Here is a 26,505-nt window from a genome sequence, read left to right as displayed (position 1 = left end):
GCCGCGGGCGCCAGCAACCCGTCCGCCTGCCGGCTATGGGCGCTTTCGTGAAAACACCATCAGATTGGTGCGCATCGGGGGTGGCATCATCCATTGAAGCAGCGAGATGAAGGCAAAGCCAACCGCCTTGCCGCCGTGATATTTTGGGGTGCCATTGGAAATGTAGCCGTGATGCGACCAGTTCTTTCCTTCGAAAGCCTGGCGAATGCTGTCCAGGGAGTTCATGCGGTAGAATGTCGGAAACGCATCTTCCTTTGGCCGCTCGGGCCATACCAGCCGCATCAAGCGATCCTTGACCGTCTCGGGCACGATCATATTGCCTATTCCCACATAGCCAAGGCGGTTCGGCGTAAGTGCACAGAGCCAACCGCCAGGCTTCAGAACGCGATTGATCTCCCGTGCGAACTCCTTCGGGTGTTGGATATGTTCGATCACCCATTCGCAGATGATAATGTCGATGCTGTCATCGTCCAGCGGCAGACGGCCGCCTGGCTTGATGACATGCGCCTCGTCGAGATGCGGATGGTTCAGGACAACCGGGTCGACATCGAGCCCGATCACCCGTTTCACGCGGCCATGAAAATTGCAGAACCGTTGGCGGAACTCAGCGCTCTGGCCGTCGTAACGAGAGCCGCGTCCTGCGCCAAGATCGACGACAACCATATCTGATTTCACGAGCGCGTTGATGCGCGTATAGAATTCTACGGCTTCATCGTCCCGCGTATATCCCCCGGCTGCTGTCTCCGGCCGCCACCGGTCAACTACAGTCATTGCACCCACCTATCCTTTTGCGTGTATTCAACTCAGTTAACCGAATATTAACGATGTGAGAACGACGGATTATAAAGAAGGTTAATCTGGCCATTGAGCCAACGAACATGCCCACCACTGGGTTGCTTGTTCAGCCGCAGGCAAAAATCCGATTCACCATGATCCGTCATGACGCTTTCCTTTTTCGGGCCGAACTGACAGGTAAAATCCGGCAACAAGGCAGACCCGGATGGCATTATTGGCGACAACGATCAGGAACTTTCTTCTGACGCTGGCGCTGGTCGCCCTTCTGGGGGCGCCGGCGAGCGCGGCCGATTTTTCCATGAAGCGCGGCATCAACCTCGACATCTGGACGACTTGGCCCGACGAGACGAAATGGGGCGAGGAGGCTGCGATCCTGCCTTTTCCGGAATGGCGCAAAAGCCTCCGGGAGAGCGACCTCATCGCATTGAAGGATGCCGGCTTCGACTTCGCCCGCATCCCCGTCGACCCCTCGCCCTTCCTTTCCGACACGACCCTCGGGTTCCGGGACAAGCTTTTTGCCTCGATCCTGGAATCAGTCCGACTGGTCAACCAGGCCGGCCTGAAGGCGGTCGTCGACATGCATCTTTTCCCGGCCGGCGACAATCGCGCAGTCGACATGACCGCCGTCATGAACGATCCCGCAGTGTTCGACGGTTATGTCGACTTTATCCGAGTCATGGCGCGCACCCTGTCGAAGGAAGACCCTTCGCTGGTCGCCTTCGAACTGATGAACGAGCCGGTGCTCGACTGCGAAGAGGACGGCGCCAACCTCTGGCCTGAGCGCCTGAAGCGGCTCTACGCGGCGGCGCGTTCGTCCGCGACACGGCTGACGCTGGTGCTGAGCGGCGCCTGCTGGGCCGGTGCCGAAGGCCTGGCCAAGATCGACCCGAAGGACTTTCCCAACGGCAATATCATCTGGACCTTTCATTCCTATTCGCCCTTCCTGCTGACGACGCAAGGCGCCACTTGGGCCGGCGATTTCATCCGCTATGTTACCGGGCTGCCCTACCCGCCTTACGCTGTGCCCCGCGCCGAACTTGACGCCGCATTGGAAAAGGTTCGGAAAACGATCGAGGCCGAAGCGCCCTGGTCGCGCCGTAGCGGCATGCTCGCCTATCTCGACGAGCAGATCGCCTTGATGGATACCGAGGAGGAACTGTCGGCGATTATGGACGAGCCGTTCGACACGGTCGCCAAATGGGCGTCGGAACACGATGTGAAGCCGGAAAACATCTTCCTCGGCGAGTTCGGCATGATCCGCCAGGAGTGGGAGAACCCCTTCGTCATGCCAGCCGCCTCACGCGCCGCCTATGCAAGGGACATGATCGCCCGCGCCGAAAAGCATGGCTTCGCCTGGGCGCTCTGGTCCTATGGCGGGGCATTCGGCATCGTAGAGGAGTTCGAGGGACGAAAAGCCGAGCCGGATGTGATGGAGATGGTCAGGACGCTGGACTGACGAATGGCTTCTCACGCCAAACGATATGTTCGGTGCCTGAGGGCAAAGCGGCTATCTGCCGGCGCAAGAACGCCGGAAGCAGTCCGATCCTCGACAGATTGTCTTCGTTCGCCATCAGCCAGCGGAACTCGAGCTCGTTGTTTCCTTCCCTGAGAAGGTGGACAGTTTGGTCCCTGGTTCTCGGAAATCCGGCAGGCAGAGTCATTTGGTGAATGAAGAGCAACTCGTGGTAGTCGCGTCCGCGATAGACGAAGAAATTCTCGATCACGAAGAACAGGCGGCCTACCTCGACGGCGAGTCCCATTTCCTCGGCCATTTCCCGCAAAGTGTGGCAGCGGAGTCCTCGCCAAGTTCCGCATGACCGCCAGGCAGCGTCCAGAAGGATTCGTGCGCGGCCGAGTGCAGCAGGACATGCCCATCCTCGACTGCGAGCCCGGCGACGCGATAACTGAAATGGTCGCGACCGGCGTCGAGTGTGATCATGCGCCTTTGCGCCATCAGATTAGTCGTCCTCAAAAAGACTAATTTGCTGGATGGCGAGATCCTTCGGGGCTTCCAGCCCGAGATGTTTCCAGGCATTGGCGGTCAGTACCCGGCCGCGCGGCGTGCGCTGGATGAAGCCCTGCTGGATCAGGTAGGGCTCGATGATGTCCTCGATGGCGTCGCGCGGCTCGGAAAGCCCGGCCGCGATCGTCTCGATGCCGACCGGTCCGCCGCCGAAATTCTGCGCGATCATGGAGAGATAGCGCCGGTCGAGCTGGTCGAGGCCGAGCGCGTCGACTTCGAGGCGGGTCAGTGCCTCGTCGGCCACCTTGCGGGACACATGGCCCGCGCCGGCGACGCTGGCGAAATCTCGCACCCGGCGCAACAGTCGCCCCGCGATGCGCGGCGTCCCCCGCGCGCGCCGGGCGATCTCCAGCGCGCCGTCGTCGCCGAGCGGCATGCCCAAAATGCGCGCGCCGCGCCGCACGATCATCTCCAGCTCCTTGATAGAATAGAAATTGAGCCTGACCGGGATGCCGAAACGGTCGCGCAGCGGATTCGTCAGCAGGCCGAGCCGCGTCGTGGCGGCGACCAGCGTGAACTTGGCAAGGTCGATCTTTACCGAACGCGCGGCAGGACCTTCGCCGATGATCAGGTCGAGCTGATAGTCCTCCATTGCCGGATAGAGGATTTCCTCGACTGCCGGGCTCAGCCGGTGGATCTCGTCGATGAACAGGACATCGCGCTCCTCGAGATTGGTCAGCAGCGCGGCCAGATCGCCGGCCTTGGCAATGACCGGGCCGGAGGTCGAACGGAAGTTGACGCCGAGTTCGCGCGCCATGATCTGGGCGAGCGTGGTCTTGCCGAGGCCGGGGGGGCCGACGAACAGCACATGGTCGAGCGCCTCGCCGCGGCCCTTGGCCGCCTCCACGAAGACCTTCAGGTTGGCCCGCGCCGCCGCCTGCCCGACGAATTCGTCGAGTGTCTGCGGGCGCAGCGTCGCGTCGGCGTCTTCGCCGCGCGGGTCGGAAGAGACGAGGCGGGGGGCGGTGTTCATGTGAGAAGTTCCATAGCCGGGATTCTCGAAGCGGCCGCGCGGTCGAATGTAACAGTATGCGAGCAGCCCTGTTCGCGATTATGCTCAGCGATCAGCGCGTCGACAAAATCTATACCTGCGTTGTTGTTCGACCGCTCCAAGGCGCGAACCACGGCATTATGGCTCTCGAATACAAGCGATCTCGTCCTGATGAGCCTATGGATGGCGGCCAACACCTGCTTCCTTGGCTGCCGATAACGCGAAACGAGTGACCAGTTGAACTCAACCAGAACTATCAGACTGATGTAACCTGGACTTTCCGGCGTTAAACCATTGCCGAATTGAAGAGCCTTGGCGCGCTGTTGCGGGTCGTCGTTGAGCACCATTCGCAGCAAAATGTTGGTGTCGATTCCTACCTGCGTCACGCGGCGTCCTCGCGGTCGTTGCGATCATCGTCGCCGGCAACATGCCGCCCGACGGCTTCCCTGACAGCCGCATCTATTTCCTCGAGCGTTGCCGGTCCGCCTGGGGGATCACCGAGAAATCCGGCAAGATCGGCAAAATTCAGGTTCTTCGGCGTCCCGACGAGATGGTCGTCCACCACGGTCCAGACGACCTTGTCACCAGGCGCAAGCGCCAACTCATCCCGGACGTCCTTGGGAATTGTGAGTTGGCCTTTCGACGATAACGTAGCATACCCACCCATTTTCCGACTCCTACGAAAATTTCTTACCAACCAGATAATAGTAAGAAATCCTCAGTCCGGCAATTGCTCACCGCGCCAGTTCCTTCAACCCCAGCCTTATCAGCCTGGCCGAATCCGCGCCGTCGCCTGCGCTTTTCATCGCTGCCGCGACCGCATTCGCCGCGATATCGCGTGAATAGCCGAGATTGGTAAGCGCCGAGACCGCGTCGGCGACCGGCGCCGGTGCAACGCCCTCGCCAAGCTCCTGCTTCAGCCCGATCGTTCCCGACGCCGTTCCGGCAAAAACCGGCGCCTTGTTCTTCAGTTCGGTGACGATGCGCTCGGCGACCTTCTTCCCCACGCCCGGCGCCCGGGAAACCGTGGCGATGTCCCTCAGCGCGATCGCATTCGCGAGGTCGGAAGGAGCGAGCGTCGACAGGATCGCCAGCGCCACTTTGGCGCCAACGCCCTGCACATTGTTCATCAGCATGCGGAACCACTCACGCTCCAGCGCGGTCCGGAAGCCGTAGAGCCGGATCATGTCCTCGCGCACATAGGTCTCGATGAAAAGCGTCACCGCCTCGCCGGGCGAGGGCAGGGCGGCAAGCGTGCGCGCCGGGCAGAAGGCGACATAGCCGACGCCATGCACGTCGACGATGCAGTGGTCCTCGTCGATCTCGTCGAGCGTGCCTTTGAGCTTGCCGATCATGGATGCCTCAAGCTCATGGATGGGTATCCGGGGCAACGAGTTCCACGCCCGGAAAATACGTTCTGTATCCGGTTGGATCGCGTGTCAGGATGGCATAGCCACGGATGGCGGCATGCGCTCCGATCCAGAAGTCCGGCAATACCCTTTCGCGGGAGCCGCCCAGCCGGCGGTAGCGCGCAAACGCCCTTGCGGCGGCGAAGGCGGCTTCCCAGGGTAGCCCCTCGCGCAGAAACTCTTCTTCGGGAAGTATGCTGTCGACTTCGTCGATCGTGTCATAGCGCATCGAAAACTCGGAGTAGATGATCTGGTTGATGATGACGCCGCCGCGTCTGCGCATGCTAGCCAATTGTGAGCGCGACCATTTCAGCCAGATCGGGTCGCGAACGGCGATGTCGATCAGGATGTTGGTATCGACAAGAGTCGCCACGCTCAGCGGTCCCGCGTCAACGCCATGACGTCTTGGGCATCCATTGTCTGATCGCCGGTTCCTTCAAGGCGATCCAGAGCCGCCAGGAAGTGGTCAAGCCGGCCACGGTCAGCCAGCCGCCGCTCGTCATCCTTGGGAACAATGGTGATCTTTCCATCCTCGACGCCGAAGATGACCTCGCTGTTGGGATGAATGCCGAACGTCTCGCGCAAATCCCGCGGTATCGTCACCTGGCCCTTGCTCGTCACGCGCATAGAATGCTCCCATCCTCTTACAAGTAAGGAATATTCCGACCTACGGAACAAGTCAAGAACATGCTCCAGATGGTCACCCCGCGAGCGCCGCCAGCTTGAACACCGCGCTTTGCCGATGATGCGCATGGCAGATGGCGATCGCCAGCGCGTCGGCGGCATCCTCGCTGTCGAAGATTGCCTTGGGCATCAGCACCTTCACCATCATGGCGATCTGCTTCTTGTCGCCATGGCCGACGCCGATCACCGCCTTCTTGACGGCATTCGGCGCATATTCGGCGACAGCGAGGCCGGCGAGCGCCGGCACCAGCATGGCAACGCCGCGCGCCTGGCCGAGCTTCAGCGTGGCGGCCGCGTCCCGATTTACGAAGGTCGCCTCGACCGCCGCTTCATGCGGCAGTTGGGCGCGCAATATCTCGGAGAGACCCTCATGCAGCTGACAGAGCCGCACCGCCAGCGAAGCCTTCTCATCGGAGCGCACGGTGCCCGAAGCAACGAAACGCAGCGAATTGCCGAGCGTCTCGACGACGCCCCAGCCGGTGCGCCGAAGCCCGGGATCGATGCCTAAGATGCGAATCGCGCCGTTCATGCGGACGAATCTAACCGCGCCGGGCGCGCTTGTCAGAAAAACCCTGTGGACTGACCGAGAACAGGGAACCGATTGCCGCCCGCCACGTTTGCGATGGCTGACACTTTGCCTCTGGCGGGTTGCAGTTGAACCGGCGGAATGCCCCTTGTCCCTGTCGACATCTCCGCCGGTTCATCCGCCATTCGTCTAATACGATGTTTACGCGACGGAACCGCCTACATCTGCCGTTCAGCCTGGTATGGATGCGAGGCCAAGGGGGCAGTTGTGACTCGCGATGAGCGCGAAGACTATATCTACAGCCGGGCTTACGAGCTTGCGGCGAGCGGGCTGCACCTCGAGCCGATCACCATCATCGCCGCGCTCATTAAGGAGGGCTACCCGGAAGCCGTCGAAATCCTGGAGAGTCCGCTCGTGCGAAACGATCTGCGGCGGGTCTGCGCCCGCAACTGGCCGGGCGTGAATCCCGAAAGGCCAGCAGGCTCCATCGGGCCTCCTGCGCCGCGCAAGCGCCGGAGAAAGCCGCCGTCGGAGGATTTCAGGTGAGGAGAGAGGCAGCCGGTGAGGAAACCGGCTGTTTTGGTTGGCGGCGAACCGGTCAGCCGCGGGCGAAAGCCGTGTTCAGAAGCGTGATCTGGTCCGAGACCGGGTTGCTGCGCCGGCTGGCGGGGGTGGCGGTAGGGTTGGCCCCGGCTCCGTAGATCTCTTCGTCCATCCGGCGCACCAGCGCCTGGAGTCTCAGCGAACGGTTCACCAGGTCGACAAAGGCTTCCGGCAGTTCGTTCCAGCCGGCCGCGTCGCCGTGAGCCGAAGCGGTGTCGAGCCGCACCTTGGATTTCTCCGAGGCGACCTGGTCGCGGGTCATCTCGCCTGAATTGGCGGCGCGCTGCAGCAGCAGCCACGAGGCGACCTGCATCAGGCGGGTGGTGAGTCGCATCGATTCGGCGGCGTAGAGCGTCGCCGCCAGCCGCGACAGCTTCTTGGCTTCGGCGCGGCCTTGGCCGTCGAGATATTCGGCAGCCTGTTCGACCAGCCCCATGCCCTCATTGTAGAGCGGCTTGAAGGATTGCGAAAAAATCCGGCGTTCCGCCAGCCTGACAGTCTTCGCGCCGCCTTTCGAAGCCTCGATTATCATGTCGCCCCTGCATTCCTGAAACCGCCGCATGCCCTGTTGGCAGCCCGCCGGCGTGTTCCGAACCTATACGATACCGTTGCGCGAAAATGCGCCCGTGCATGATTGAAGGCAAGCACATGTTTAACAGAAGGTTAACGCGGGCAAGCGCGGCCGGGTTGTCCACAGAAGGAGCGTCGCGCCAAAAAAAGAGCCGCTGAAAAGCGGCTCTCAGGAGTTTAACAGGGAGGCGTCAAACGAAGTGGCTCCAAACCACTCGGTAAGAATCCAGATCACTGGATGCCATAGTAAACGCCCGTAAAGCTTAACGAGCGGTTAACAGCCCGCAGAAAATCAGCGAAAAATTTTCGTCAATGCGTCGCCACGGGGCTTGCCGCTCTGGCCTCCTCGCTTCTCCAGAGTGCGGAGAGAGCGATGAAGGCGAAGAGCAGCGTCGCCACAAAATAGGCCATCGCGCTGATGCCGAGCAGAGGCTCGATCGAGGGGTTGCCGCCATAAAGCACGAAAAGCCCTACAAACATTCCGATGCTGCTGACCGCCGCCAGCCAGAAGTGGATCGTCGCCAGCCTGGAGATGCGTGCTGCCGGCACCAGATGATAGAAGAAAGCGAATACAGCCGACATCAACCACCCGACAACCATTATGTGCGCATGCGTCGGCAGTTGCGCATGGTCGTGGCTCATGGCCATGGACAGGCCAAGCACCATTCCGAGAACAGAATAGATGATAGCCAATGTGAAGAAATTGCGTGCTATCCCGTGCATTGTGGTTCCCCTTTTACTGAGCCTCCTCCGCGGCCGCGTCGCATTTTACTGCGTCGACTGGCCTTTTGCATCAGCATTGTTTCGGGACCATGTCGCTCGTGCGGGCCGCCGCGTATGCGCGGTTACATAGCCGCTACAGAGCCTTGGCCAGTTCGCGCAGCCGGAATTTCTGGATCTTGCCGGTCGAGGTTTTGGGAATCTCCGCGAAGATCACCGTCCGCGGACATTTGAAGCGCGCCAGAAGTGTGCGGCAATGCTCTATGATCTCCGCCTCGGTCGCCGTCCTGCCGGGCTTCAGCTCGACATAGGCGACCGGCGTCTCGCCCCATTTGTCGTCCGGCCGCGCAACCACGCCGCAGGAGGCGATGGCCGGATGCTTGTAGAGTGCGTCCTCGACCTCAATCGACGAAATGTTCTCGCCGCCCGAAATGATGATGTCCTTCGACCGATCCTTGAGCTGGATGTAGCCGTCCGGGTGCATCACGCCGAGGTCGCCGGAATGGAACCAGCCTCCCGCGAAGGCTTCGTCGGTCGCCTGCCGGTTCTTCAGATAGCCCTTCATGACGATGTTGCCGCGGAACATGACTTCGCCGATTGTCTCGCCGTCGGCCGGCGTCGGCTCCATCGTCTCGGGGTCGAGCACCGTCAGCGCCTCAAGTGCTGCGTAACGCACGCCCTGGCGTGCCTTTCTTGCGGTGCGCGGGCCCTTGTCGAGATTGTCCCAATCGGCGTGCCACTCATTGACGACGGCGGGACCGTAGGTCTCGGTCAGCCCATAGAGATGCGTTACGGCGAAGCCCGCATCGGCCATGCCGGAAAGCACAGCCTCCGGCGGCGGAGCAGCCGCGGTGTTGAAGGTCACCGTCTGCGGAAACTCCCGCTTCTCTGCATCCGGCGCATTGATAAGCGTCGACATTACGATCGGTGCGCCGCAGAGATGGGTGACGCTGTGGTCGGCGATGACATCGTACATGGCCTTCGCCCGCACCCATCGCAGGCAGACATGCGTGCCCGCCTGCACTGCCAGTGTCCATGGAAAACACCAGCCGTTGCAGTGGAACATCGGCAGCGTCCACAGATAGACCGGGTGCTTGCCCATGCCGGCATGGATGGTGTTGGCGTAGGCCATCAGCGCCGCGCCCCGATGGTGGTAGACTACGCCCTTCGGATTGCCGGTGGTGCCGGACGTGTAGTTTAGCGAGATCGCGTCCCATTCTTCATCCGGCATGGACCAGGCAAAGTCCGGATCGCCGTCCGCAACGAACGCCTCGTAGTCCAGGGAGCCGATGCGTTCGCCTTTGGGATATGGAGCGTCGGCTGCGTATTCCGGGTCGTCGTAGTCGATGACCAGCGGCCGCACCTTGGCGAGCGCCAGCGCCTCCTTCACGACCGCGGAAAACTCGCGGTCGACGATCAGAACCTTCGTCTCGGCATGATCGAGCTGGAAGGCGATCACCGCGGCGTCGAGCCTTGTGTTCAGCGAATGCAGCACTGCCTTGGCCATTGGCACGCCGAAATGCGCCTCCAGCATGGCCGGCGTGTTGGACAGCATCACCGTCACCGTATCGCCCTTGCCGACACCCTTCTGCGCCAGCGCGGAGGCGAGTTGCAGCGACCGGCGCCAGAAGTCCCGGTAGGAGAGGCGCAGGCTGCCATGAATGATGGCGGTCTGGTCGGGATAGGTCTTGGCCGCACGCTCGAGATAGGTGAGCGGCGTCAGCGGCTGGAAGTTCGCTTTGTTCCGGTCCAGTCCGCTGTCATAGATGCTTGCCACTGATATTTCCCCTGAAAACCAGATGTTTCGGGGGATTTATAGCGGGAGCTTTCGGCTCCGTCATCCGATACGATGGTCAGCATGCCGTATTGAGCGCGAGGTGTTTTCCGGTCGGCCTGGCTTCGGCCCCAGCCGATCTTCGGCAGCCATTCGAGATAGTAGGCGAAGGCGAATTGCAGCGCGATGCCGGTCGAGATCAGGACGGCGTCGTAGGCGAAGCCGCCAGGGCTGACGGCCTTCATCACCTGCCCGATCATCGCCAGAATGGTCCCGGCAATGAACACCGGCAAGGAGTGCTTGCCGAGAACCGCCAGCGGATTGCCGGGGCCGGTCCGCGCGAGGTTCGATAGCGCCGGAACCACAGCGATCAGGTAGGCGAGCGAGAGAATGTGCAGAAGCCGCGACAGCGACAGGAATGTCTTGTCGAAGCCGGCCAGCACAGCAGGCAGGGCCACCGACTTCTCCGCGCCCCACAGCGGCAGCCGGACCCAAACCAGCGCAAAGATGAGATAAGCGACGGCCAGGGAGACCAGATACCAGTTGAAGCGGATTTCGCCGCCGCGCCGGACATGCACCAGCGCGGCGATGCCGATGACAAAGAGAAACTGCCAGGACAGGGGGTTGAGGAACCATAGGCCTTCCGCAGGGTAATTGGCGGGCGCTATCTGATAGATGCCGGCAAGCAGCCAGACCACTCCCGAAACAAACACCATCAGGCCAAGATTGACGCTGCCCAGCAGCAGGAAGAACGGCATCATCAGGAGCACCGCAGCATACATGGACAGTATGTTGTTGTAGCCGATCTGATGGCCGAGCGTGGCGATGCCGAGCAAAGCTTCCGGCGTGTCCTCGATGATCCTCTGGATGTTGATCAACTTCAGAAGGTCGGGCCGCGTGAAGTAGAGCGCAGCGGCCGAGAAGATCGCCAGCGTCGCCACCGTCGTCATGACGTGCGCCACGTAGAGCACGCCTGCCCGGCGCCACGCCTTGAGCGCGATCAGCAGCCTGTTGCCCGGCTGGAACTTCAGTCCGTAAGCCATGCCGACGGCGATGCCGGAGATCAGGACGAAGGCTTCGGCCGAGTCGGAAAAGCCAAAATTCTTGAGGGTTAAGTGTTCGAATACGGTGCCCGGCACATGATTGACGAAGATCGTCAGCAGGGCCAGCGCACGGAAAACGTCGATGCGGGTGTCCCGGGACGGAGGGCTGACAGTCATCGCGGCCATGGCTTCTTCCGTGACATTCATTCGGGCGGCTTCTCGCAATCCGAATCGGCGGGCGCGACGAAATCCACCATGCAGAAGCTGCCCGAAAGGGGCGAATTTGTGCGCCTCCCCCTTCACAAAATAATTCACCGTCAAAACATTTGGATGACACCGTCCCAGATGAGCTTGACCCCGATGAGCGCAACCGTGGCGTAGGTGAAGGGATAAAACACTTCCGGCCGCATGCGGCGCACGAGCCATGCGCCGGCAAGCGTAGCGAGCGGCGCCATCGGCATCAGCACGGCCGATGCCGTCAGATTGGTCATGTCGAACTGCCCCAGCGCAAAATAGGGAACCAGCTTGACCGCATTGGTGACCGCAAAAAAGATCGCGCCGGTGCCCGTCAGCACTTTCGGATCCATGCGGAGGGGCAGCGCATAGACCTGAAAAGGCGGACCGCCGACATGGGCGACGAAGCTGGTGAAGCCGGCGACTGCCCCCCAAAAGGCAGCGGCCAGCCGGTTGGGAGAGGCGGCATACGCGGAGCCGTGTCTGAACTGCTGATAGACCCAGCGTGCGACGAACACGATTGCGACGGCGCCGACGATGAAGCGCACCATATCGGCGGTGACGAGCGCTGCCGTCAGCCAGCCGAGGCCGATCCCGGCCATCGCGCCGGGCAGCATCGTCGCCAGCGTCAGCCGGTCGAACACGCCGCGCCAGGTCCACAGCGAGACCATGTCCATCAAGACCAGGATTGGCAGCAGGATCGCGGCGGCCTGAACCGGCGGCATGACCAGCGCCATCAGCGGCACGCCGACAAAGCCCACCGCGCCGCCGAAGCCGCCCTTGGACAGGCCGACGAGGATGACGGCCGGAATGGCGGCAGCGTAGAACCACGGATCGGTGAGCAGCGCGTGCATGGAAGGCCTTTCGCGGTCCCGCAATATCGCGACGGCGGCGATTCGGCGAGAGGCGCAAACCCTGTTCAAGCGACCTGCCTTGGTCTATGCCCAAATCCAACCACGATCCCGCTGCATGGGAACCGACAGAAAGCCAAAGAATGCCCGTCACACCGCCAAACCGCTGCCGCATCGTGCTGATCGCTCCGCCCGGCGAGGACGCCGCGGCGTTCGAGCAGCGCTTGCGCGCCGCGATTTCGGGCGGCGACATCGCCTCGATCATATTGCCCGCCTACGGACTCGATGAAGCCTCGTTCCAGGCCTTCGCCGAGCGGATAGTGCCCGTGGCGCAGGCGGCTAACATCGCTGCCATCATCGCCGAAGATACGCGCATTGCCGGCCGGGTCGGGGCGGACGGCCTGCATCTCGAAACCGGGCGGGCAGCACTCGAGGAGGCGATCGAGCGGTTCCAGGACCGGATGACGGTCGGCGTGGGCGGGGCCAAGACCCGCGACGATGCGCTGGATTTGGGCGAGGCGCGTCCCGATTACATGTTCTTCGGCCGCTTCGGCTACGACAATAAGCCCGAGCCGCACAACCGCAACCTGGCGCTCGGACAATGGTGGGCCGAGATGATCGAGATACCGTGCATCGTCATGGCCGGCTCGGACATCGCTTCGGTCGAAACGGTGGCGGAAACCGGATGCGAGTTCGTTGCGCTGTCCAGCGCCGTATTCGGCGAAGGCGTCGATCCCGAACAGGCCGTCACGCGCGCCAACGCCATTCTCGACGAGACGGCGCCACGGTTCGAGGAGTAGGTTTTGACTGTACTGCAATCGTCCGTCCGGGTATGGCTCACGGCGCTGGCGCTGCTCTCGGCGACTGCCTCCGGCGTCCATGCGCAAACCGCCGCGCCGGCCGATCCCGCACCGGCACAAAAGGCCGCGCCGGAAACGAAATTGCCTGCGGAAGCTCCTGCGGAGCCGGCGCAGAAAGACGTCACACCAGAGCCATTGGCAAACACCCCCGCCACGGTGATCGAAGACCCCGCCGCTCCGGCAGCATCCGGACCCTTGCCCGCAGGAGTAAAGCCGCTAGGCATCGACCCAACGCGGTTCGGCGGCCCCCGCACCGCCGACGGCAAGCCTGATCCGGCGCGCTTCGGCGCCAAGCCTGCCGATGCAGCATTTGGTGCATTCCAGCGCGGGCTCACAAAGACCGCCTACAATCTGGCGCTGGTGCGAGCCGAAAACGGCGACCCGGCCGCGCAGACGCTGGTCGCCGAGATCCTGTCGCGCGGGCTTGGCATGGCGCGCAACGAGGCCGAGGCCGCAAAATGGTACGCTCGCGCTACCGAGCAGGGCGTTCCGGAGGCGCAGTTCCAGTATGCGCTGATGCTCCTCGACGGGCGTTTCGTGAAGAAGGATCCGCAAGGCGCCTATGCGCTCATGCAGGCCGCCGCCGAAGCCGGAAACCGCCTGGCGCAGTTCAATTTCGCGCAGATGCTGGTCGATCGCGAGACCGGGGCCAAAGGACTGGAAAAGGCGGTCTCCTATTACGAGCACGCGGCAAAGTCCGGTCTTGCCGACGCGCAATACGCCATGGCGCAGATTTGCGCCAACGGCGTCGGAGGCAAGGCCAGAAACGAGAAGGAAGCGCGGCGCTGGCTGGTTCTGGCGGCGCGGCAGAATTTCGACACCGCGCAGCTCGATCTCGGCACCTGGCTGATCGACGGGCGCGGCGGCGGGCGCAATATGCAGGAAGGGTTCGGCTGGATGAGGCGGGCGGCCGCGGGCGGCAATGTCGCGGCGCAGAACCGTCTCGCCAAGCTCTATATGAAAGGGCTCGGTGTCGATCCGGACCCGATTGCGGCTGCAGCCTGGTACATTCTCGCCCGGCGCGCCGGGCTCACCGATCCCGAAATGGAGGATTTCTTCGACGGTCTCACCGACGAAGAGCTCAAGAAGGGCCTGGAACGCGCCAACAGGCTGCGGTAGCGCTCCCGCGCCCGGGATTTCCTTCGATCCCTTGCCTCTTTAGCCGATTTGTGGTCTTGGAGGCGCCGAAACCGCCTGTCGGCGTACAAACCTCCGGAATAGCGAAAAATGGCCAAGATCAACGGCAACGAAATCCGTCCCGGCAACGTCATCGAGCATGATGGCGGCCTCTGGGTGGCGGTCAGGACCAATCATGTGAAGCCCGGCAAGGGCGGCGCCTATAACCAGGTCGAGCTGAAAAACCTGATCAACGGCACCAAACTCAACGAGCGTTTCCGCTCCGCCGAGACGGTGGAAAAGATCCGTCTCGAGCAGAAGGATTTTTCCTATCTCTACGAGCAGGGCGATGCGCTGGTGTTCATGGACACAGAGAGCTACGAACAGCTCGAACTGCAGAAGGATTTTGTCGGCGACCGCGCCGCTTTCCTGCAGGACGGCATGATGGTCACCGTCGAACTCTATGACGAACGCCCGATCGGCATCTCGCTGCCCGACCAGGTTACGCTGACCATCACCGAGGCAGACCCGGTCGTGAAGGGCCAGACGGCGGCTTCATCCTACAAGCCGGCGCTGCTCGAAAACGGTATCCGCGTGCTGGTGCCGCCCTTCATCTCGTCGGGCGAGAAGATCGTCGTCGACACCAACGAGATCACCTACGTCCGCCGCGCCGACTGAAAAGATCAGGCAGTAGGCAGCTGGCGATAGGCAGTAGAAGAATTCCATATCCCGACTGCCGACTGCCTATATTGCCTCCTGCCCATTTCCAACGAAAAGCGACCCTGCCATGCCCCGTTCAGCGATCCTCAACGTCATGGTCCAGGCCGCCATGAAGGCCGGCCGCTCGCTGGCGCGCGATTTCGGCGAGGTGCAGAACCTGCAGGTGTCGCTGAAGGGGCCGGGCGACTTCGTCAGCCAGGCCGACCACAGGGCCGAAGAGATACTCCACGCCGAACTGTCCCGCGCCCGCCCAGGCTACGCCTTCCTGATGGAGGAGCGCGGAGTGGTTGCAGGCGAGGATGACCAGCACCGCTGGATCGTCGATCCGCTCGACGGCACCACCAATTTCCTGCACGGCCTGCCGATCTTCTCGATCTCGATGGCGCTTGAGCGTCAGGGCCAGATCGTCGCCGGCGTGATCTACAATCCGGCCATGGACGAGCTCTACACCGCCGAACGCGGCGGCGGCGCCTTCATGAACGACCGCAGGCTGCGCGTGGCCAGCCGCACCAAACTCACCGATACTGTCATCGGCACCGGCGTACCGCATCTCGGGCGCGGCCATCACGGCAACTACCTTATCGAGCTCCGCAACGTCATGGCCGAAGTGTCGGGCGTTCGCCGGCTGGGTTCAGCCGCGCTCGATCTCGCCTATGTCGCGGCGGGCCGCATGGACGGTTTCTGGGAGCACGCGCTGTCGCCGTGGGACATGGCGGCGGGGATATTGCTGATCCGCGAGGCCGGCGGCTTCGTCAGCGACCCGGCCGGCGGCAACGGCATGTTCGAGACCGGTTCGATCGTCGCCGGCAACGAGACCATCCACCGCGCACTCCTGAAGACGCTCAAGAAGCCGCTCGCCCCGCGCTGAACCGACGCGCCCCCAAGGCTTGAAAAACGGCCTGGCGACCGGTCAAATAAGCTCCATCGAGCAGATGACGAGCGAGCCGAAACCAGTTCAAGTCGACGTGCCCTTCAGGGGGCGCTTCCATTATTCGCGCGCCGAACTGATCGCCGACGGCATCGTTCACGCAGTCGGGATCGTGCTTGCGATCGCCGCCGGCTCGGCGCTGCTGGCGATGTCGGCTTTTCGTGCCGGTCCGGGCGAATACATTGCGGCGGCGTTCTACGTCGTCTCGGTCCTGACGGTGCTGTCGATCTCGCTCGCCTACAATCTCTGGCCGATATCGCCTGCGAAATGGATATTGCGGCGCTTCGACCATGCGGCGATCTATCTCCTGATCGCGGCGACCTACACGCCCTTCCTCGCACAATTGAACGATGTCTGGCTTGCGCGCGGGATGCTCGGGGTCGTCTGGTCCGCCGCCGCCCTCGGCATGGCCGCCAAGATGCTCTTTCCCGGCCGTTTCGATCGCGCCGCCATTATCTTCTATCTTGCGATCGGCTGGAGCGGCATCGTTGTCCTGCGGCCGATTCTGGAGATCCTTCCGTCCACGACGATTGCTCTGATCGTCGCCGGCGGCATCGTCTATTCCTGCGGCGTCATCTTTTTCGTGTGGAAAGGCCTGCGATTCCAGAACGCGGTCTGGCACGGCTTCGTGGTGACGGGCGTCGGCCTGCATTTCGCGGCCCTGATCAACACTCTCGTCATCGATCGCCTCTGATCCGCGTCTCGCAGCTGCTGCCGCGGCCTCACAGCGCCTTTCAATTTCGTCACAATTCCGTTTAGAGTCGCGCTCAGTTTGATTGCGGCAGACTTGCGATCAGTTCGGTCGCGGAACGGGATTCGGGGCGCATGGCATTTTTGCGAAAATTCAGAGGGGGCGAGGCATCCGATAGCGGCGGGTACGACCCCGACCGTCTGTCGAGTCCGCAGGTCTTTCTCCTCTCAATGCTGGTGTTTCTGGCGATCGTCGCCTTCATCGCGGCAATCCTTGCCCGGCAGATTTCCTCGGCTTTCGGCACCAATCCCGGTTTGAACGGGCTGATCCTCGGCGTGCTGGCGGTCGGCATTCTGCTCGCCTTCATCCAGGTGCTGCGGCTGTTTCGCGAAATCCGCTGGGTCAACTCGTTCCGCGCCGGCTCGGAGGTGGTCGAGCCGGTACTGCTTGCGCCGATGAAGGCGCTGCTCAGCCGCTCCACCTCCATGGCGCTGTCGACGAGCTCGATGCGCACCATGCTCGATTCCATCGCCACCAGGCTCGACGAGACGCGCGACATTTCGCGCTATCTGATCGGCCTCCTGGTGTTTCTCGGCCTGCTCGGCACCTTCTGGGGTCTGCTTCAGACGATCGGCTCCATCGGCGACACGATCCAGTCGCTCGATCCCGGCTCCGGCGATGCAGCGGCGGTGCTCGATTCCTTGAAATCCGGCCTTGCCGCGCCGCTTGCCGGCATGGGTACGGCATTCTCGTCCTCGCTGTTCGGCCTCGCCGGCTCGCTTGTGCTGGGCTTCCTCGACCTGCAGGCCGGCCGGGCGCAGACGCGCTTCTATACCGAGCTGGAGAACTGGCTGTCCTCGGTCACCGATCTGTCGTCCGATATCATCGTCGCCGATCCGGCCAAGGCCGGCTCCTCGGACGAAATCAAGGCGCTTTCGGAAAGGCTGCGCAGCCTGCAGGAAGCCGGCGGCTCCAATCCCCGCGTCGCCACCGCGATGGCCAACCTCGCCGACGGCATTTCGGGCTTGGTCAAGAACATGCGCTCCGAGCAACAGATCATGCGCGACTGGGTCGAGGCGCAGTCGGAAGAGCAGAAGGCGATGCGCAACACGCTGGAAAAGATAGCCGACGCGCTGAAGAAGCGGGAGCTGAGCTAGGATGGCGCTGGCACGGGCGAGGCGCGACCGCCGCGTAGACTACTGGCCTGGCTTCGTCGACGCGCTGTCGACGCTGCTTCTGGCCATCATGTTCCTGCTTTCGGTGTTCGTGCTGGCGCAGTTCCTGCTCAGCCGCGAAATCTCCGGCAAGGACGAGGTGCTCACCCGCCTCAACTCGCAGATCAACGAGCTGACGCAGCTACTGGCGCTGGAGCAGTCGAACACTCAGGACGCCGAGGATGCGCTTGCTAATCTCCAGGCCTCGCTATCGGTGGCGGAGGCAGAGCGCAGCAGGCTCCAGCAGCTTCTCGACCAGGGCGCCGGTGCCGGTGCCCAGGCCGAAGAGCGGATCGGCGCCTTGACCGGCGAGCTCGACAGCGAGCGCCAGCTCAGCCAGCGGGCGCTGTCGCAGGTGGAACTCCTCAACCAGCAGATCGCGGCGTTGCGCAAGCAGATCGGCGCGCTCGAACAGGCGCTGGATGTGTCGGAGCAGCGCGATCGCGAATCCAACACCAAGATCGCCGATCTCGGCCGCCGGCTGAACGTCGCGCTGGCCCAGCGCGTCCAGGAACTGAATCGCTACCGCTCGGATTTCTTCGGCCGGCTGCGCGAGATCCTGTCGGACCGCGAAAACATCCGCATCGTGGGCGACCGCTTTGTCTTCCAGTCGGAGGTGCTGTTCCCGGTCGGCTCGGAAGTCATCAACGAGGCGGGGCGAGCCGAGATGCAGAAGCTCGCCGGCGCGATCATCGAGCTGCAGAAGGAGATCCCGCCGGAGATCAACTGGGTGCTGCGGGTCGACGGCCACACCGACAACCGCCCGCTGTCGGGTACCGGGCGCTACCGTGATAATTGGGAGCTTTCCACGGCGCGCGCGACCTCCGTCGTCAAATATCTGATCGACAACGGCGTGCCGGCCAATCGTCTGGTCGCGGCCGGTTTCGGCGAGTTCCAGCCGCTCGACACCGCCGACACCGCGGAGGCGCGCAGCCGCAACCGCCGCATCGAGCTGAAGCTGACGGAACGGTAGCTCTCTTCCCTGCTCCCCGTTTACGGGGAGAAGGTTACCCGAAGGGCCGGATGAGGGGCGGCGCGGCCTACCACCCAATCAAAAGCGCCAACAGCGCCAGCGCCGCCGGCAGCGCCTGCACGTATAGAATCTTGCGGCTGACGGTCGCGGCACCGAATACACCTGCCATGATCACGCACAACAGGAAGAAGATAGTCACGGCAAAGCCGGCCTCACCGAGGTAGAGCCCCCAGATCAGCCCGGCGGCCAGGAAGCCGTTATAGAGGCCTTGATTGGCGGCCAGCACCTTGGAGGCCTTGGCGAATTCCGGCGTCAGGCCGAACGCCTTGTGACCCCTTGGCGTGTCCCACGCCACCATTTCCAGATACATGAAATAGAGGTGTAGCGCCGCCACCAAGGCGATCAGGATGTTGCCCAGCATTTTTCTCCCCCGTTTTATGCGAAGTTCAAACGTTTCCAAGTGCTCGGCGATACGCCGTTCGACATATCACAAGTATATACACCGCCCGTTCTCAAAGGTCGCTTCGTCCGAACGGGCATGGCTCGGGTCCTGTGGTCACTCCCATGTTACGGATTAGGCAGTCGTGACGCCGGCGATGGGAGGTGCCTCCCCTCCGTTCGTCATCCTGGGGCGGAGCAGGAGCGAAGCGACGTAGCGGAGACCCCAGGATCCTTGCCGTACCGGTCGACGCGGTGCTCCGGCGGTCCAGAACCGGGCCCCCCTGTCAGCATCTGTCAGGAATGTTTTCCTTGCCCTCATCCACACCCCCTCGCAGCGCTCTTATCCTGTGCCCACCTCCCGCGCGGGAACTCGGGTCATGAACCGGATGAGCGAGGCGGGAGGCGGCGTCCGGGCCGGCCGCGTGAATCGGTGACGCGGCTGGGTGATGAGCCCCCAGGTCCGGGCCCGACGGGAAGGACAGCGTGCGCCAATGCACCCTCCTTCCCAGGGCAAGAACGCCGGCGGGGCGCGAGGTTCGCGCCACGTTACTTATAGTTAGGAGGCACGGCCTCGCGCCCCGCTTCCCGACTACCTCCAATGGCCAGACGCAAAAGCGGGCGTGGCGACGATGAGGTGCGCCTCTCCCTTCTCCCACAAGGGGAGAAGGAAGAATCGCATTCCACATGCCGCAGAAACCCCATTCGATCCGCTGCGCGGATCGACCCTTCCCCTCAAAGAGAAGGAGGTGTTGCGGCTTGCCATTGCCCTTCCCTTGCTGTTCCTTCGCTTCCGTCCCAAACGATCGGAATCATCATGTCCTTCGAAAAAATCGACCAGCTTTGCCGCAAGCTCGAAGCGCTGGAGCATTCGCTCGCCATACTCGGCGCAGACGAGGCGACGCATATGGCCGTCGGCGGCGGCGAGAAGCGGGCGGAAGCGATGTCGGCGCTCGCCGGCATGCACCACGCCCGCGCGACCGCCCCTGAGATCGCCGACTGGATCGCGGCGGCTGAAGAGGAAGCGCTCAACGAGGATCAGCAAGCCGCACTACGGGAATTTCGCCGCCACTACACCAACATGACCTGCCTGCCGACGGAGTTCGTCGAGCGCCAGACCACGGCCCGGCTGCGCTCCGAGCAGCTCTGGCGCGACCTGCGCGCCAAGAACGACTGGTTTGGCTTCCTGCCGGCGCTGGACAACATTGTCGCGCTGGTGCGCGAGGAGGCGGAACTGCGCGCCGCAGCCCTCGGCCTCCAACCATATGATGCGCTGATGGAGCAGTACGATCCCGGCCATCGCGCGATCGACATCGCTCCGGTGTTTTCCGAGCTGAAGGCTTTTCTGAAAGGCTTCGTGCCTGAAGCGCTGGCGGTGCAGGAGGAACGGCTGGCCAAAAATCCGCTGCGGCCGCTGTCGGGCATCTATCCGATCGACAAGCAGCGCGAACTCGGCCTCGCCATGATGGCGGCCGTCGGCTTCGACTTCACCCATGGCAGCCTGTCCGTGTCGCACCATCCGTTCTGCGGCGGCGTGCCGACCGACGTGCGTATAACAACGCGCTACAAGACCTCCGATTTCCTCTCGGCGCTGATGGGCGTGCTGCACGAGACCGGCCATGCCATGTACGAGCAGAACCTGCCCAAGCCATGGTCGCACTGGCCGCTCGGCAAGGCGCGCGGCATGGCCATGCACGAGAGCCAGAGCCTGTTCGTCGAAAAGCAGCTCGGCCGCAACCCCGCCTTCTGGGAATGGGCGCTGCCGCTGGTCGAGCAATATCTCGGCGAGCGCTGGGCGAAGGACGAGATTTTAGCCCATGTGCATTGGGTCGAGCGGGGCCTGATCCGCGTCGACGCCGACGAGGTCACCTATCCGCTGCATGTTATCCTGCGCTTCGAGCTGGAGCAGGAGCTGGTCAGCGGACGGCTGAAAGCCGCCGACCTGCCGGAAGCCTGGGACGCCAAGATGCGCGATTATCTCGGCCTCTCCACCGTCGACACGCCGCAGGACGGGCCGATGCAGGACGTGCATTGGCCGAGCGGCGCGTTCGGCTATTTCCCCTCTTACACGCTGGGCGCGATGATGGCGGCGCAGCAATGGGCGGCACTGGAGACACTGCACCCGGCGGTCGACGACGAGATTGCGAAAGGAAAGTTCGACACGGTCACCGCCTGGCGGCACGAAAAGATCTGGTCGCAAGGCTCGCGCTGGTCGACGCCGGAACTGATGGAGCGCGCCACCGGCGAGAAGCTCAACGCCGCGCACTTCACAGCGCATCTGAAGAAGCGCTACGGCGCTTAGGGGAGGCCGCTAGGGACCGGCCGGACGCATGCGGGTCATCTGCCAGTGCACCTCGCCGAATTCGGAGGCCTTGAAGGCGAGCACGATCTGGCGGCTGCGGCGCGGGCCGCCGAGGCCGGCGAAGAAGATCGATTCCTCGACCTGCGGCTCGACCTTGTTGCAGGTAAACGTCCAGCGGTCGGCGCGCGGCGCGGCCAGAACGAAATGGCCGTTCCGGTCGCGGAAAAGCTCGATGTCCGGGTGGATGTGGAAGCGGACCGCCACCAGGTCGTGGCCATTGTCGCGCACCGGCGCGCCGCCTGCGCGCAGGAAGCGGTCGACGCCGCTCAGCACATCGCCCTGGCTGGACAGCGAAAGCTCGCGCTCGTGATAGATGCCGAAGGCCGGCACATAGCCGTCATGGCTGGCGACGAACCCCTGTATGCCCTTCGAATCCATGCGCTCGCAGGGCACGTGCCGCGGCCCGCCGATCAGCGGCGAACCGAGCAAAGCGAAGCGCGGCGAATGGGTGAAGCGCGCCGAGGAGGTGTCGTTGATCGAGGCGGTCGAATGCGCTGCGGTGGCGCGCGCCAGCGGCCGAAAATCCTCGGCCCCATAGGTGTCGACGCCGGCATTGACGATGAAATTGTGCCGGCCGGACGACATCTCGAAGGACAGGCAGCCGGCATGGGCCGCGCCCGATACGTCGATCGGCGGCGGCAGGCCGGTATCGGCAATGACCGTGGTTTCGCCCATCGAGAGCCGCTCATAGCCCGAATGCGGCGCATGCAACAGCGGCGCGCCGACCGTGTCGTCGTGGCGCAGAATCGCGGCGATGCGGTCCTGGATGGTGGCGCCCATGCCGTTGAAGCGTGCGATGCTGCCGTCCTGATGGCGAAAGAAGCGCAGCGCCGGCAGCATGCGCTCGACCGCTCCGATAAGGGCCTCGGGCGGCTGTTCGGCCTGGTTGGCGTAGGTCTGGCGCAGCGGGAGGAGGTCCGACAGGAGTTCCAGCACGACAATCGGGTTGCGCGAAATATGGCCGCCGTCCGGAAGGATCTGGCGCTCCAGCTCTTCGGCGAGGTTGCGCGTGGCGCTGCGCAGGGTCGAAGCCGAGGCAGGCAGCGACAGTGCGGCGAAGGCGAGCGCTATGCGGGTCCGCAGCCGCGCCTTGCCGTCGGGCAATTCACGCGCCATAGAGCGCAGGTAGCGGATTTGCAGCGCCAGCGATTTCAAAAAAGCGCGGTAGAAGGGCAGTTCCGCGCCCTGCAGCACCACCGAGGAATGCTGCAGCCAGGCGATGATGCGCTTGGCGGTCGTCGCCGGCTCCCAGGCGACGCCGGAAATGCGGCCGCCATGCATGGCAATCCAGTCGGAAACCAGCGCGCGGGCGTTGGCGGCGGCGAGCTCGGTGCCGGCGGCGCGCATATGGCGCAGCCAGCGGAAGCCGTGCAGCGATTTCTGCCAGCCGCGATTGGCCACCTCGAGCTGGAAGGGGGAGCGGCCGGCGGTCTCGACCATGTGGCCGGAAAACGGGAAGCGGCCATAGTAGATTTCGAGCGCGATCTGCGGATCGGCCAGGCGCAAATCCGGCGGCGCAATCAGAACCCGCTCGGGCGTGCGGCCGGTATAGCGCCAGCGATAGACCGGCCCCGCACGCAGGCGGCGGCGGGCCCTGCGCCAATACTCCCTGGCAACGAGCGCCCAGAGACGCGTCGTATTGCCTGCAGCCACTGCCAAAAAGTCACCCTCCGGACGCCCCCGTCCGAAAAGAGTCTAGATGATTCACGCTGTTGCGCGAAGGCGAAATTGCCCCGCCAGGCGGATGTCCCCCGTAGAACGGCTGCTCCAGGGCGTCGCGCTTCCAACTTCGTGGGTCAGAGCCAGGATCTTTCATCCGCCCAATAAAAAAGCGAAGCCTAGCCTCGCTCTTTTGTCCCGTAGCGGTGCTTCAACGCCGGTTTGGCTATACGGCGTCTTGCAGCGTCGCCAACTGCCCGAGGAAAGCCTCGGCCCTGGTGCGGTCCTCGTCGTTCTTGGCGTCGGCGAGATCTTCCCTGGCTTCCTGGATGCGGCGGGCAAGGTCGTCGCGATCGATCTCGGAAACCAGCATGGCCGATTCAGCAAGCAGCGTGCAACCCGAGGGCAGGATGTCGGCGAAGCCGCCGAACACCACGTAGCGCTCCTCGCCGCCACCTACCGGTTTGACCGTCACGACGCCGGGCTTGACCGTGGTCATCACCGGGGAGTGATTGGCCAGAACCGTCATCTCGCCTTCCGCGCCCGGAATGACGACATGCTCGACTTGTTCCGAAACGAGCAGGCGTTCGGGGGAGACCAGTTCGAATTTGAAAGCTTCAGCCATGTTCAATCAGGCAGTAGGCAATAGGCAGTCGGCAATGGCGAAAGGCGCCCGCGACTTTCCTTCTTACCCCTATTGCCTACTCCCTGTTGCCTACTGCCTCGTTCAAGCCGCTTCGGCCGCGAGACGACGGGCCTTCTCGACTGCCATGTCGATGCCGCCGACCATGTAGAACGCCGCTTCCGGCAGGTGATCGTATTCGCCGTCAACCAGACCCTTGAAGCTCTTGATCGTCTCTTCGAGCGGCACGAGCTGGCCCGGCGAGCCGGTGAACACCTCGGCAACGAAGAAGGGCTGCGACAGGAAGCGTTCGATCTTGCGGGCGCGGGCGACCGTGATCTTGTCCTCTTCCGACAGCTCGTCCATGCCCAGGATGGCGATGATGTCCTGCAGCGACTTGTAGCGCTGCAGGATTTCCTGCACGCGGCGGGCGACCTGGTAGTGCTCCTCGCCGACGATCAGCGGGTCGAGCATGCGCGAGGTCGAGTCGAGCGGGTCGACGGCCGGGTAGATGCCCTTTTCCGAGATGGCGCGGTTGAGCACGGTCGTCGCATCGAGGTGGGCGAACGAAGTCGCCGGCGCCGGGTCGGTCAAATCGTCGGCCGGCACGTAGATCGCCTGCACCGAGGTGATCGAGCCCTTGTTGGTGGTGGTGATGCGTTCCTGCATCGAGCCCATGTCGGTCGACAGCGTCGGCTGATAGCCCACGGCCGAGGGAATGCGACCGAGCAGAGCCGACACTTCCGAACCGGCCTGGGTGAAGCGGAAGATGTTGTCGACGAAGAACAGCACGTCCTGGCCCTGGTCGCGGAAATGCTCGGCGATGGTCAGGCCGGACAGCGCGACGCGGGCGCGCGCGCCGGGCGGCTCGTTCATCTGGCCGAACACCAGGGCGCATTTGGAGCCTTCGGTCGAGCCGTTGTTCTCGTGCGGGTCCTTGTTGACGCCCGACTCGATCATCTCGTGATAGAGGTCGTTGCCCTCGCGGGTGCGCTCGCCGACGCCGGCGAACACCGAGTATCCGCCATGCGCCTTGGCGACGTTGTTGATGAGTTCCTGGATCAGAACGGTCTTGCCGACGCCGGCGCCGCCGAACAGGCCGATCTTGCCGCCGCGGGCATAGGGCGCAAGCAGGTCGACGACCTTGATACCGGTGACGAGAATCTGCGCTTCGGTCGACTGGTCGACATAGGCCGGCGCGTCCTGGTGGATGGCGCGGCGGCTGGCGGTCTTAACCGGGCCTGCTTCGTCGACCGGCTCGCCGATGACGTTCATGATGCGGCCGAGCGTCTCGTCGCCCACCGGAACGGTGATCGGCGAACCCGTGTCGTACACGGCCTGGCCGCGCACGAGGCCTTCGGACGTGTCCATGGCGATGCAGCGGACGGTGTTTTCGCCGAGATGCTGCGCCACTTCGAGTACGAGGCGGTTGCCGCCGTTCAGCGTCTCCAGCGCGTTCAGGATCGGCGGCAGCTCGGCGTCGAACTGCACGTCGACAACGGCGCCGATGACCTGCGAAACGCGGCCGGCCGGGCCCTTGGCAGTCAGCACCGCTGCGGGAGACTTGGCCGCCTCCGGCTTTGCTGCTGCGGCCTTTGCCGGCGCTGCCTTGGCGGCCGCGGCAGGAGCCTTCACGGCCGCTGCCTTGGCGGGCGCCGCCTTCTTTGCCGCGGGGGCCTTCGCCGCCGGAGCCGCTTTCGGAGTAGCTGCTTTAGCCATGGTGATAACCTCTGTGTCCGTTCCTTGTTTCACACGATCCCGTCCGCAAACACTTGCGGCGTCCCAGCATCATGTGGCTAGAGCGCTTCCGCGCCCGAAATGATTTCGATCAGTTCCTTGGTGATCTGCGCCTGCCGCTGGCGGTTGTAGGTGATCGTAAGCTTGTTGATCATGTCGCCGGCATTGCGCGTTGCATTGTCCATGGCGCTCATCTTGGCGCCCATCTCGCCGGCCGCGTTTTCGAGCAGCGCACGGAAGATCTGCACCGAAATGTTGCGGGGGATGAGATCGGCAAGTATTTCGCCCGGCTCCGGCTCGTACTCATAAACGGCGTTGCCGCCGGCCGTCTCCGGCTCCACGGCCGCGACGATCGCCCCGGCGGGGATGATCTGCTGCAACGTCGGGACCTGGCTGATCACCGACTTGAATTCGGAATAGAATAGCGTGCAGATGTCGAAGGCGCCCTCGTTGAACAGCGCTATCACCTTCTTGGCGATCGCGTCCGCATTGACGAAGCCGAGCGTCTTGACCTCGCGCAGGTCGACGCGCTCGATGATCAGCGAACCATATTCCCGGCGAAGGATGTCGTAGCCCTTCTTGCCGACGGTAATGATCTTCACCGTCTTGCCGTCGGCCAGCAGCTTGCGGATGTGCTCGCGGGCAAAACGCGCGATCTGCGAGTTGAAGCCGCCGCAAAGGCCGCGCTCGGCGGTGCAGACGACCAGCAGATGCGTATCGTCCCTGCCGGTGCCGCTCATCAGCTGCGGCGCATCGCTGCCGCCGGCATTGCCGACGGCCTGCGCGATGTTTGCCAGCACGGCGCCCATGCGCTGCGAGTAGGGGCGGGCGGCTTCCGCTGCTTCCTGCGCGCGGCGCAGTTTCGCCGCGGCGACCATCTGCATCGCCTTGGTGATCTTCTGCGTCGCCTTGACCGAGGCGATACGGTTGCGAAGGTCTTTTAAGGAAGCCATGCCCTATCC

At 63.3% G+C, this 26,505-nt stretch carries 29 protein-coding genes and 1 pseudogene; 10 read left to right on the top strand and 20 right to left on the bottom strand.

Going from position 1 to position 26,505, the window contains the following annotated elements:
- Nucleotides 1-33: 33 nt before the first annotated feature.
- Nucleotides 34-771, bottom strand: a complete 738-nt coding sequence (locus ABVK50_RS24220) for a methyltransferase domain-containing protein (RefSeq protein ID WP_353644162.1) — start codon at nucleotides 769-771, stop codon at nucleotides 34-36.
- A gap of 229 nt (nucleotides 772-1,000) precedes the next feature.
- On the opposite strand from ABVK50_RS24220, the gene ABVK50_RS24215 reads away from it, so the two are divergent.
- Nucleotides 1,001-2,251 (top strand): cellulase family glycosylhydrolase, encoded by a 1,251-nt coding sequence (locus ABVK50_RS24215; protein WP_353644163.1) that lies wholly within the window; start codon nucleotides 1,001-1,003, stop codon nucleotides 2,249-2,251.
- On the opposite strand, the gene ABVK50_RS24210 is transcribed toward ABVK50_RS24215, so the two are convergent.
- The 9 genes from ABVK50_RS24210 to ruvC form a co-directional block, all read right to left on the bottom strand.
- Nucleotides 2,235-2,555: a hypothetical protein gene (locus ABVK50_RS24210; RefSeq protein WP_353644164.1), complete on the bottom strand. Its 321-nt coding sequence runs from the start codon at nucleotides 2,553-2,555 to the stop codon at nucleotides 2,235-2,237. The two genes, ABVK50_RS24215 and ABVK50_RS24210, sit on opposite strands and share 17 nt — an antisense overlap.
- Nucleotides 2,534-2,734 (bottom strand): hypothetical protein, encoded by a 201-nt coding sequence (locus ABVK50_RS24205; protein WP_353644165.1) that lies wholly within the window; start codon nucleotides 2,732-2,734, stop codon nucleotides 2,534-2,536. The genes ABVK50_RS24210 and ABVK50_RS24205 overlap by 22 nt, the downstream gene beginning before the upstream one ends.
- A 19-nt stretch (nucleotides 2,735-2,753) precedes the next feature.
- Nucleotides 2,754-3,791, bottom strand: a complete 1,038-nt coding sequence (ruvB, locus tag ABVK50_RS24200) for a Holliday junction branch migration DNA helicase RuvB (protein ID WP_353644166.1) — start codon at nucleotides 3,789-3,791, stop codon at nucleotides 2,754-2,756.
- Nucleotides 3,788-4,195: a type II toxin-antitoxin system VapC family toxin gene (locus ABVK50_RS24195; RefSeq protein ID WP_353644167.1), complete on the bottom strand. Its 408-nt coding sequence runs from the start codon at nucleotides 4,193-4,195 to the stop codon at nucleotides 3,788-3,790. The genes ruvB and ABVK50_RS24195 overlap by 4 nt, the downstream gene beginning before the upstream one ends.
- Nucleotides 4,192-4,476, bottom strand: a complete 285-nt coding sequence (locus tag ABVK50_RS24190; RefSeq protein ID WP_353644168.1) for an AbrB/MazE/SpoVT family DNA-binding domain-containing protein — start codon at nucleotides 4,474-4,476, stop codon at nucleotides 4,192-4,194. Before ABVK50_RS24190 ends, ABVK50_RS24195 begins: the two co-directional genes overlap by 4 nt.
- A 67-nt stretch (nucleotides 4,477-4,543) precedes the next feature.
- The gene (gene ruvA / locus ABVK50_RS24185) at nucleotides 4,544-5,164 is read right to left on the bottom strand and encodes a Holliday junction branch migration protein RuvA (RefSeq protein WP_353644169.1); all 621 of its coding nucleotides are present in this window, start codon (nucleotides 5,162-5,164) and stop codon (nucleotides 4,544-4,546) included.
- A 13-nt stretch (nucleotides 5,165-5,177) separates the two neighbouring features.
- Nucleotides 5,178-5,591 (bottom strand): type II toxin-antitoxin system VapC family toxin, encoded by a 414-nt coding sequence (locus tag ABVK50_RS24180; protein WP_353644170.1) that lies wholly within the window; start codon nucleotides 5,589-5,591, stop codon nucleotides 5,178-5,180.
- Between the two features lie 2 nt (nucleotides 5,592-5,593).
- Nucleotides 5,594-5,845, bottom strand: coding sequence for an AbrB/MazE/SpoVT family DNA-binding domain-containing protein (locus ABVK50_RS24175; RefSeq protein WP_353644171.1), 252 nt, complete (start codon nucleotides 5,843-5,845; stop codon nucleotides 5,594-5,596).
- 73 nt (nucleotides 5,846-5,918) lie between these two features.
- Nucleotides 5,919-6,431 carry a crossover junction endodeoxyribonuclease RuvC gene (gene ruvC / locus ABVK50_RS24170; RefSeq protein ID WP_353644172.1) on the bottom strand — a complete coding sequence of 171 codons (513 nt, stop codon included), beginning with the start codon at nucleotides 6,429-6,431 and terminating at the stop codon, nucleotides 5,919-5,921.
- A 264-nt stretch (nucleotides 6,432-6,695) separates the two neighbouring features.
- Here ruvC and ABVK50_RS24165 point away from each other — a divergent pair, with 264 nt between their 5' ends.
- Nucleotides 6,696-6,974 (top strand): hypothetical protein, encoded by a 279-nt coding sequence (locus tag ABVK50_RS24165; RefSeq protein WP_353644173.1) that lies wholly within the window; start codon nucleotides 6,696-6,698, stop codon nucleotides 6,972-6,974.
- 52 nt (nucleotides 6,975-7,026) lie between these two features.
- On the opposite strand, the gene ABVK50_RS24160 is transcribed toward ABVK50_RS24165, so the two are convergent.
- From ABVK50_RS24160 to ABVK50_RS24140, 5 genes and pseudogenes are all read right to left on the bottom strand, one after another.
- Entirely contained in the window at nucleotides 7,027-7,563 is a 537-nt protein-coding gene (locus ABVK50_RS24160; protein WP_353644174.1) for a DUF1465 family protein, read from the bottom strand.
- Nucleotides 7,564-7,910: 347 nt separating this feature from the next.
- Nucleotides 7,911-8,324 (bottom strand): hypothetical protein, encoded by a 414-nt coding sequence (locus ABVK50_RS24155; protein ID WP_353644175.1) that lies wholly within the window; start codon nucleotides 8,322-8,324, stop codon nucleotides 7,911-7,913.
- 133 nt (nucleotides 8,325-8,457) lie between these two features.
- The gene (locus tag ABVK50_RS24150) at nucleotides 8,458-10,098 is read right to left on the bottom strand and encodes an acyl-CoA synthetase (protein ID WP_353644176.1); all 1,641 of its coding nucleotides are present in this window, start codon (nucleotides 10,096-10,098) and stop codon (nucleotides 8,458-8,460) included.
- Nucleotides 10,099-10,220: 122 nt separating this feature from the next.
- Nucleotides 10,221-11,324: pseudogene (opgC, locus tag ABVK50_RS24145) on the bottom strand (OpgC domain-containing protein); the annotation flags it as partial.
- Nucleotides 11,325-11,455: 131 nt separating this feature from the next.
- Nucleotides 11,456-12,226 carry a sulfite exporter TauE/SafE family protein gene (locus ABVK50_RS24140; RefSeq protein WP_353644177.1) on the bottom strand — a complete coding sequence of 257 codons (771 nt, stop codon included), beginning with the start codon at nucleotides 12,224-12,226 and terminating at the stop codon, nucleotides 11,456-11,458.
- Nucleotides 12,227-12,366: 140 nt separating this feature from the next.
- Between ABVK50_RS24140 and ABVK50_RS24135 the strand changes: the two genes are divergently transcribed.
- The 7 genes from ABVK50_RS24135 to ABVK50_RS24105 all read left to right on the top strand — a co-directional run bounded on the left by ABVK50_RS24135 (nucleotide 12,367) and on the right by ABVK50_RS24105 (nucleotide 18,725).
- Nucleotides 12,367-13,023, top strand: a complete 657-nt coding sequence (locus ABVK50_RS24135; RefSeq protein WP_353644178.1) for a thiamine phosphate synthase — start codon at nucleotides 12,367-12,369, stop codon at nucleotides 13,021-13,023.
- Between the two features lie 12 nt (nucleotides 13,024-13,035).
- Nucleotides 13,036-14,202 (top strand): sel1 repeat family protein, encoded by a 1,167-nt coding sequence (locus tag ABVK50_RS24130; protein ID WP_353647052.1) that lies wholly within the window; start codon nucleotides 13,036-13,038, stop codon nucleotides 14,200-14,202.
- Between the two features lie 108 nt (nucleotides 14,203-14,310).
- The gene (gene efp / locus ABVK50_RS24125; protein WP_008834647.1) at nucleotides 14,311-14,877 is read left to right on the top strand and encodes an elongation factor P; all 567 of its coding nucleotides are present in this window, start codon (nucleotides 14,311-14,313) and stop codon (nucleotides 14,875-14,877) included.
- Nucleotides 14,878-14,986: 109 nt separating this feature from the next.
- The gene (locus ABVK50_RS24120) at nucleotides 14,987-15,787 is read left to right on the top strand and encodes an inositol monophosphatase family protein (RefSeq protein WP_353644179.1); all 801 of its coding nucleotides are present in this window, start codon (nucleotides 14,987-14,989) and stop codon (nucleotides 15,785-15,787) included.
- Nucleotides 15,788-15,851: 64 nt separating this feature from the next.
- Nucleotides 15,852-16,541 (top strand): hemolysin III family protein, encoded by a 690-nt coding sequence (locus ABVK50_RS24115; RefSeq protein WP_353644180.1) that lies wholly within the window; start codon nucleotides 15,852-15,854, stop codon nucleotides 16,539-16,541.
- Between the two features lie 131 nt (nucleotides 16,542-16,672).
- The gene (locus tag ABVK50_RS24110; RefSeq protein WP_353644181.1) at nucleotides 16,673-17,695 is read left to right on the top strand and encodes a MotA/TolQ/ExbB proton channel family protein; all 1,023 of its coding nucleotides are present in this window, start codon (nucleotides 16,673-16,675) and stop codon (nucleotides 17,693-17,695) included.
- Nucleotide 17,696: 1 nt separating this feature from the next.
- Nucleotides 17,697-18,725 carry a peptidoglycan -binding protein gene (locus tag ABVK50_RS24105; protein ID WP_353644182.1) on the top strand — a complete coding sequence of 343 codons (1,029 nt, stop codon included), beginning with the start codon at nucleotides 17,697-17,699 and terminating at the stop codon, nucleotides 18,723-18,725.
- 67 nt (nucleotides 18,726-18,792) lie between these two features.
- Here ABVK50_RS24105 and ABVK50_RS24100 read toward each other — a convergent pair whose 3' ends face one another.
- Complete coding sequence (locus ABVK50_RS24100; RefSeq protein ID WP_353644183.1) at nucleotides 18,793-19,146, bottom strand: DUF1304 domain-containing protein; 354 nt, start codon at nucleotides 19,144-19,146, stop codon at nucleotides 18,793-18,795.
- Between the two features lie 834 nt (nucleotides 19,147-19,980).
- Here ABVK50_RS24100 and ABVK50_RS24095 point away from each other — a divergent pair.
- Nucleotides 19,981-21,465: a carboxypeptidase M32 gene (locus ABVK50_RS24095; protein WP_353644184.1), complete on the top strand. Its 1,485-nt coding sequence runs from the start codon at nucleotides 19,981-19,983 to the stop codon at nucleotides 21,463-21,465.
- A 9-nt stretch (nucleotides 21,466-21,474) separates the two neighbouring features.
- Here the strand turns inward: ABVK50_RS24095 and ABVK50_RS24090 are convergent, their stop codons facing one another.
- The 4 genes from ABVK50_RS24090 to ABVK50_RS24075 form a co-directional block, all read right to left on the bottom strand.
- Nucleotides 21,475-23,184, bottom strand: a complete 1,710-nt coding sequence (locus ABVK50_RS24090; RefSeq protein WP_353644185.1) for a heparinase II/III family protein — start codon at nucleotides 23,182-23,184, stop codon at nucleotides 21,475-21,477.
- Between the two features lie 226 nt (nucleotides 23,185-23,410).
- Nucleotides 23,411-23,809, bottom strand: a complete 399-nt coding sequence (locus ABVK50_RS24085; RefSeq protein WP_353644186.1) for a F0F1 ATP synthase subunit epsilon — start codon at nucleotides 23,807-23,809, stop codon at nucleotides 23,411-23,413.
- A 102-nt stretch (nucleotides 23,810-23,911) separates the two neighbouring features.
- A complete protein-coding gene (gene atpD, locus ABVK50_RS24080) occupies nucleotides 23,912-25,525 on the bottom strand; it encodes a F0F1 ATP synthase subunit beta (protein WP_353644187.1) in 1,614 nt (537 codons plus the stop codon).
- A 77-nt stretch (nucleotides 25,526-25,602) separates the two neighbouring features.
- Complete coding sequence (locus ABVK50_RS24075; protein WP_353644188.1) at nucleotides 25,603-26,496, bottom strand: F0F1 ATP synthase subunit gamma; 894 nt, start codon at nucleotides 26,494-26,496, stop codon at nucleotides 25,603-25,605.
- Nucleotides 26,497-26,505 lie beyond the last annotated feature (9 nt).

Source organism: Mesorhizobium sp. WSM2240, assembly GCF_040438645.1.
Lineage (GTDB): Bacteria > Pseudomonadota > Alphaproteobacteria > Rhizobiales > Rhizobiaceae > Allomesorhizobium.
The sequence above is the reverse complement of the archived record's forward strand: the minus strand, read 5'-3'. Positions and strand labels throughout refer to the sequence as shown.

Coding starts and splice junctions, on each gene's coding strand:
- ABVK50_RS24160 (WP_353644174.1), bottom strand. CDS start 7,563: ATGATAATCGAGGCTTCGAAAGGCGGCGCGAAGACTGTCAGGCTGGCG.
- ABVK50_RS24215 (WP_353644163.1), top strand. CDS start 1,001: ATGGCATTATTGGCGACAACGATCAGGAACTTTCTTCTGACGCTGGCG.
- ABVK50_RS24115 (WP_353644180.1), top strand. CDS start 15,852: ATGACGAGCGAGCCGAAACCAGTTCAAGTCGACGTGCCCTTCAGGGGG.
- ABVK50_RS24075 (WP_353644188.1), bottom strand. CDS start 26,496: ATGGCTTCCTTAAAAGACCTTCGCAACCGTATCGCCTCGGTCAAGGCG.
- ABVK50_RS24210 (WP_353644164.1), bottom strand. CDS start 2,555: ATGGGACTCGCCGTCGAGGTAGGCCGCCTGTTCTTCGTGATCGAGAAT.
- ruvA (WP_353644169.1), bottom strand. CDS start 5,164: ATGATCGGCAAGCTCAAAGGCACGCTCGACGAGATCGACGAGGACCAC.
- atpD (WP_353644187.1), bottom strand. CDS start 25,525: ATGGCTAAAGCAGCTACTCCGAAAGCGGCTCCGGCGGCGAAGGCCCCC.
- ABVK50_RS24135 (WP_353644178.1), top strand. CDS start 12,367: ATGCCCGTCACACCGCCAAACCGCTGCCGCATCGTGCTGATCGCTCCG.
- ABVK50_RS24155 (WP_353644175.1), bottom strand. CDS start 8,324: ATGCACGGGATAGCACGCAATTTCTTCACATTGGCTATCATCTATTCT.
- ABVK50_RS24110 (WP_353644181.1), top strand. CDS start 16,673: ATGGCATTTTTGCGAAAATTCAGAGGGGGCGAGGCATCCGATAGCGGC.
- ruvC (WP_353644172.1), bottom strand. CDS start 6,431: ATGAACGGCGCGATTCGCATCTTAGGCATCGATCCCGGGCTTCGGCGC.
- ABVK50_RS24100 (WP_353644183.1), bottom strand. CDS start 19,146: ATGCTGGGCAACATCCTGATCGCCTTGGTGGCGGCGCTACACCTCTAT.
- ABVK50_RS24120 (WP_353644179.1), top strand. CDS start 14,987: ATGCCCCGTTCAGCGATCCTCAACGTCATGGTCCAGGCCGCCATGAAG.
- efp (WP_008834647.1), top strand. CDS start 14,311: ATGGCCAAGATCAACGGCAACGAAATCCGTCCCGGCAACGTCATCGAG.
- ABVK50_RS24095 (WP_353644184.1), top strand. CDS start 19,981: ATGTCCTTCGAAAAAATCGACCAGCTTTGCCGCAAGCTCGAAGCGCTG.
- ABVK50_RS24220 (WP_353644162.1), bottom strand. CDS start 771: ATGACTGTAGTTGACCGGTGGCGGCCGGAGACAGCAGCCGGGGGATAT.
- ABVK50_RS24175 (WP_353644171.1), bottom strand. CDS start 5,845: ATGCGCGTGACGAGCAAGGGCCAGGTGACGATACCGCGGGATTTGCGC.
- ABVK50_RS24190 (WP_353644168.1), bottom strand. CDS start 4,476: ATGGGTGGGTATGCTACGTTATCGTCGAAAGGCCAACTCACAATTCCC.
- ABVK50_RS24205 (WP_353644165.1), bottom strand. CDS start 2,734: ATGATCACACTCGACGCCGGTCGCGACCATTTCAGTTATCGCGTCGCC.
- ABVK50_RS24085 (WP_353644186.1), bottom strand. CDS start 23,809: ATGGCTGAAGCTTTCAAATTCGAACTGGTCTCCCCCGAACGCCTGCTC.
- ABVK50_RS24140 (WP_353644177.1), bottom strand. CDS start 12,226: ATGCACGCGCTGCTCACCGATCCGTGGTTCTACGCTGCCGCCATTCCG.
- ABVK50_RS24105 (WP_353644182.1), top strand. CDS start 17,697: ATGGCGCTGGCACGGGCGAGGCGCGACCGCCGCGTAGACTACTGGCCT.
- ruvB (WP_353644166.1), bottom strand. CDS start 3,791: ATGAACACCGCCCCCCGCCTCGTCTCTTCCGACCCGCGCGGCGAAGAC.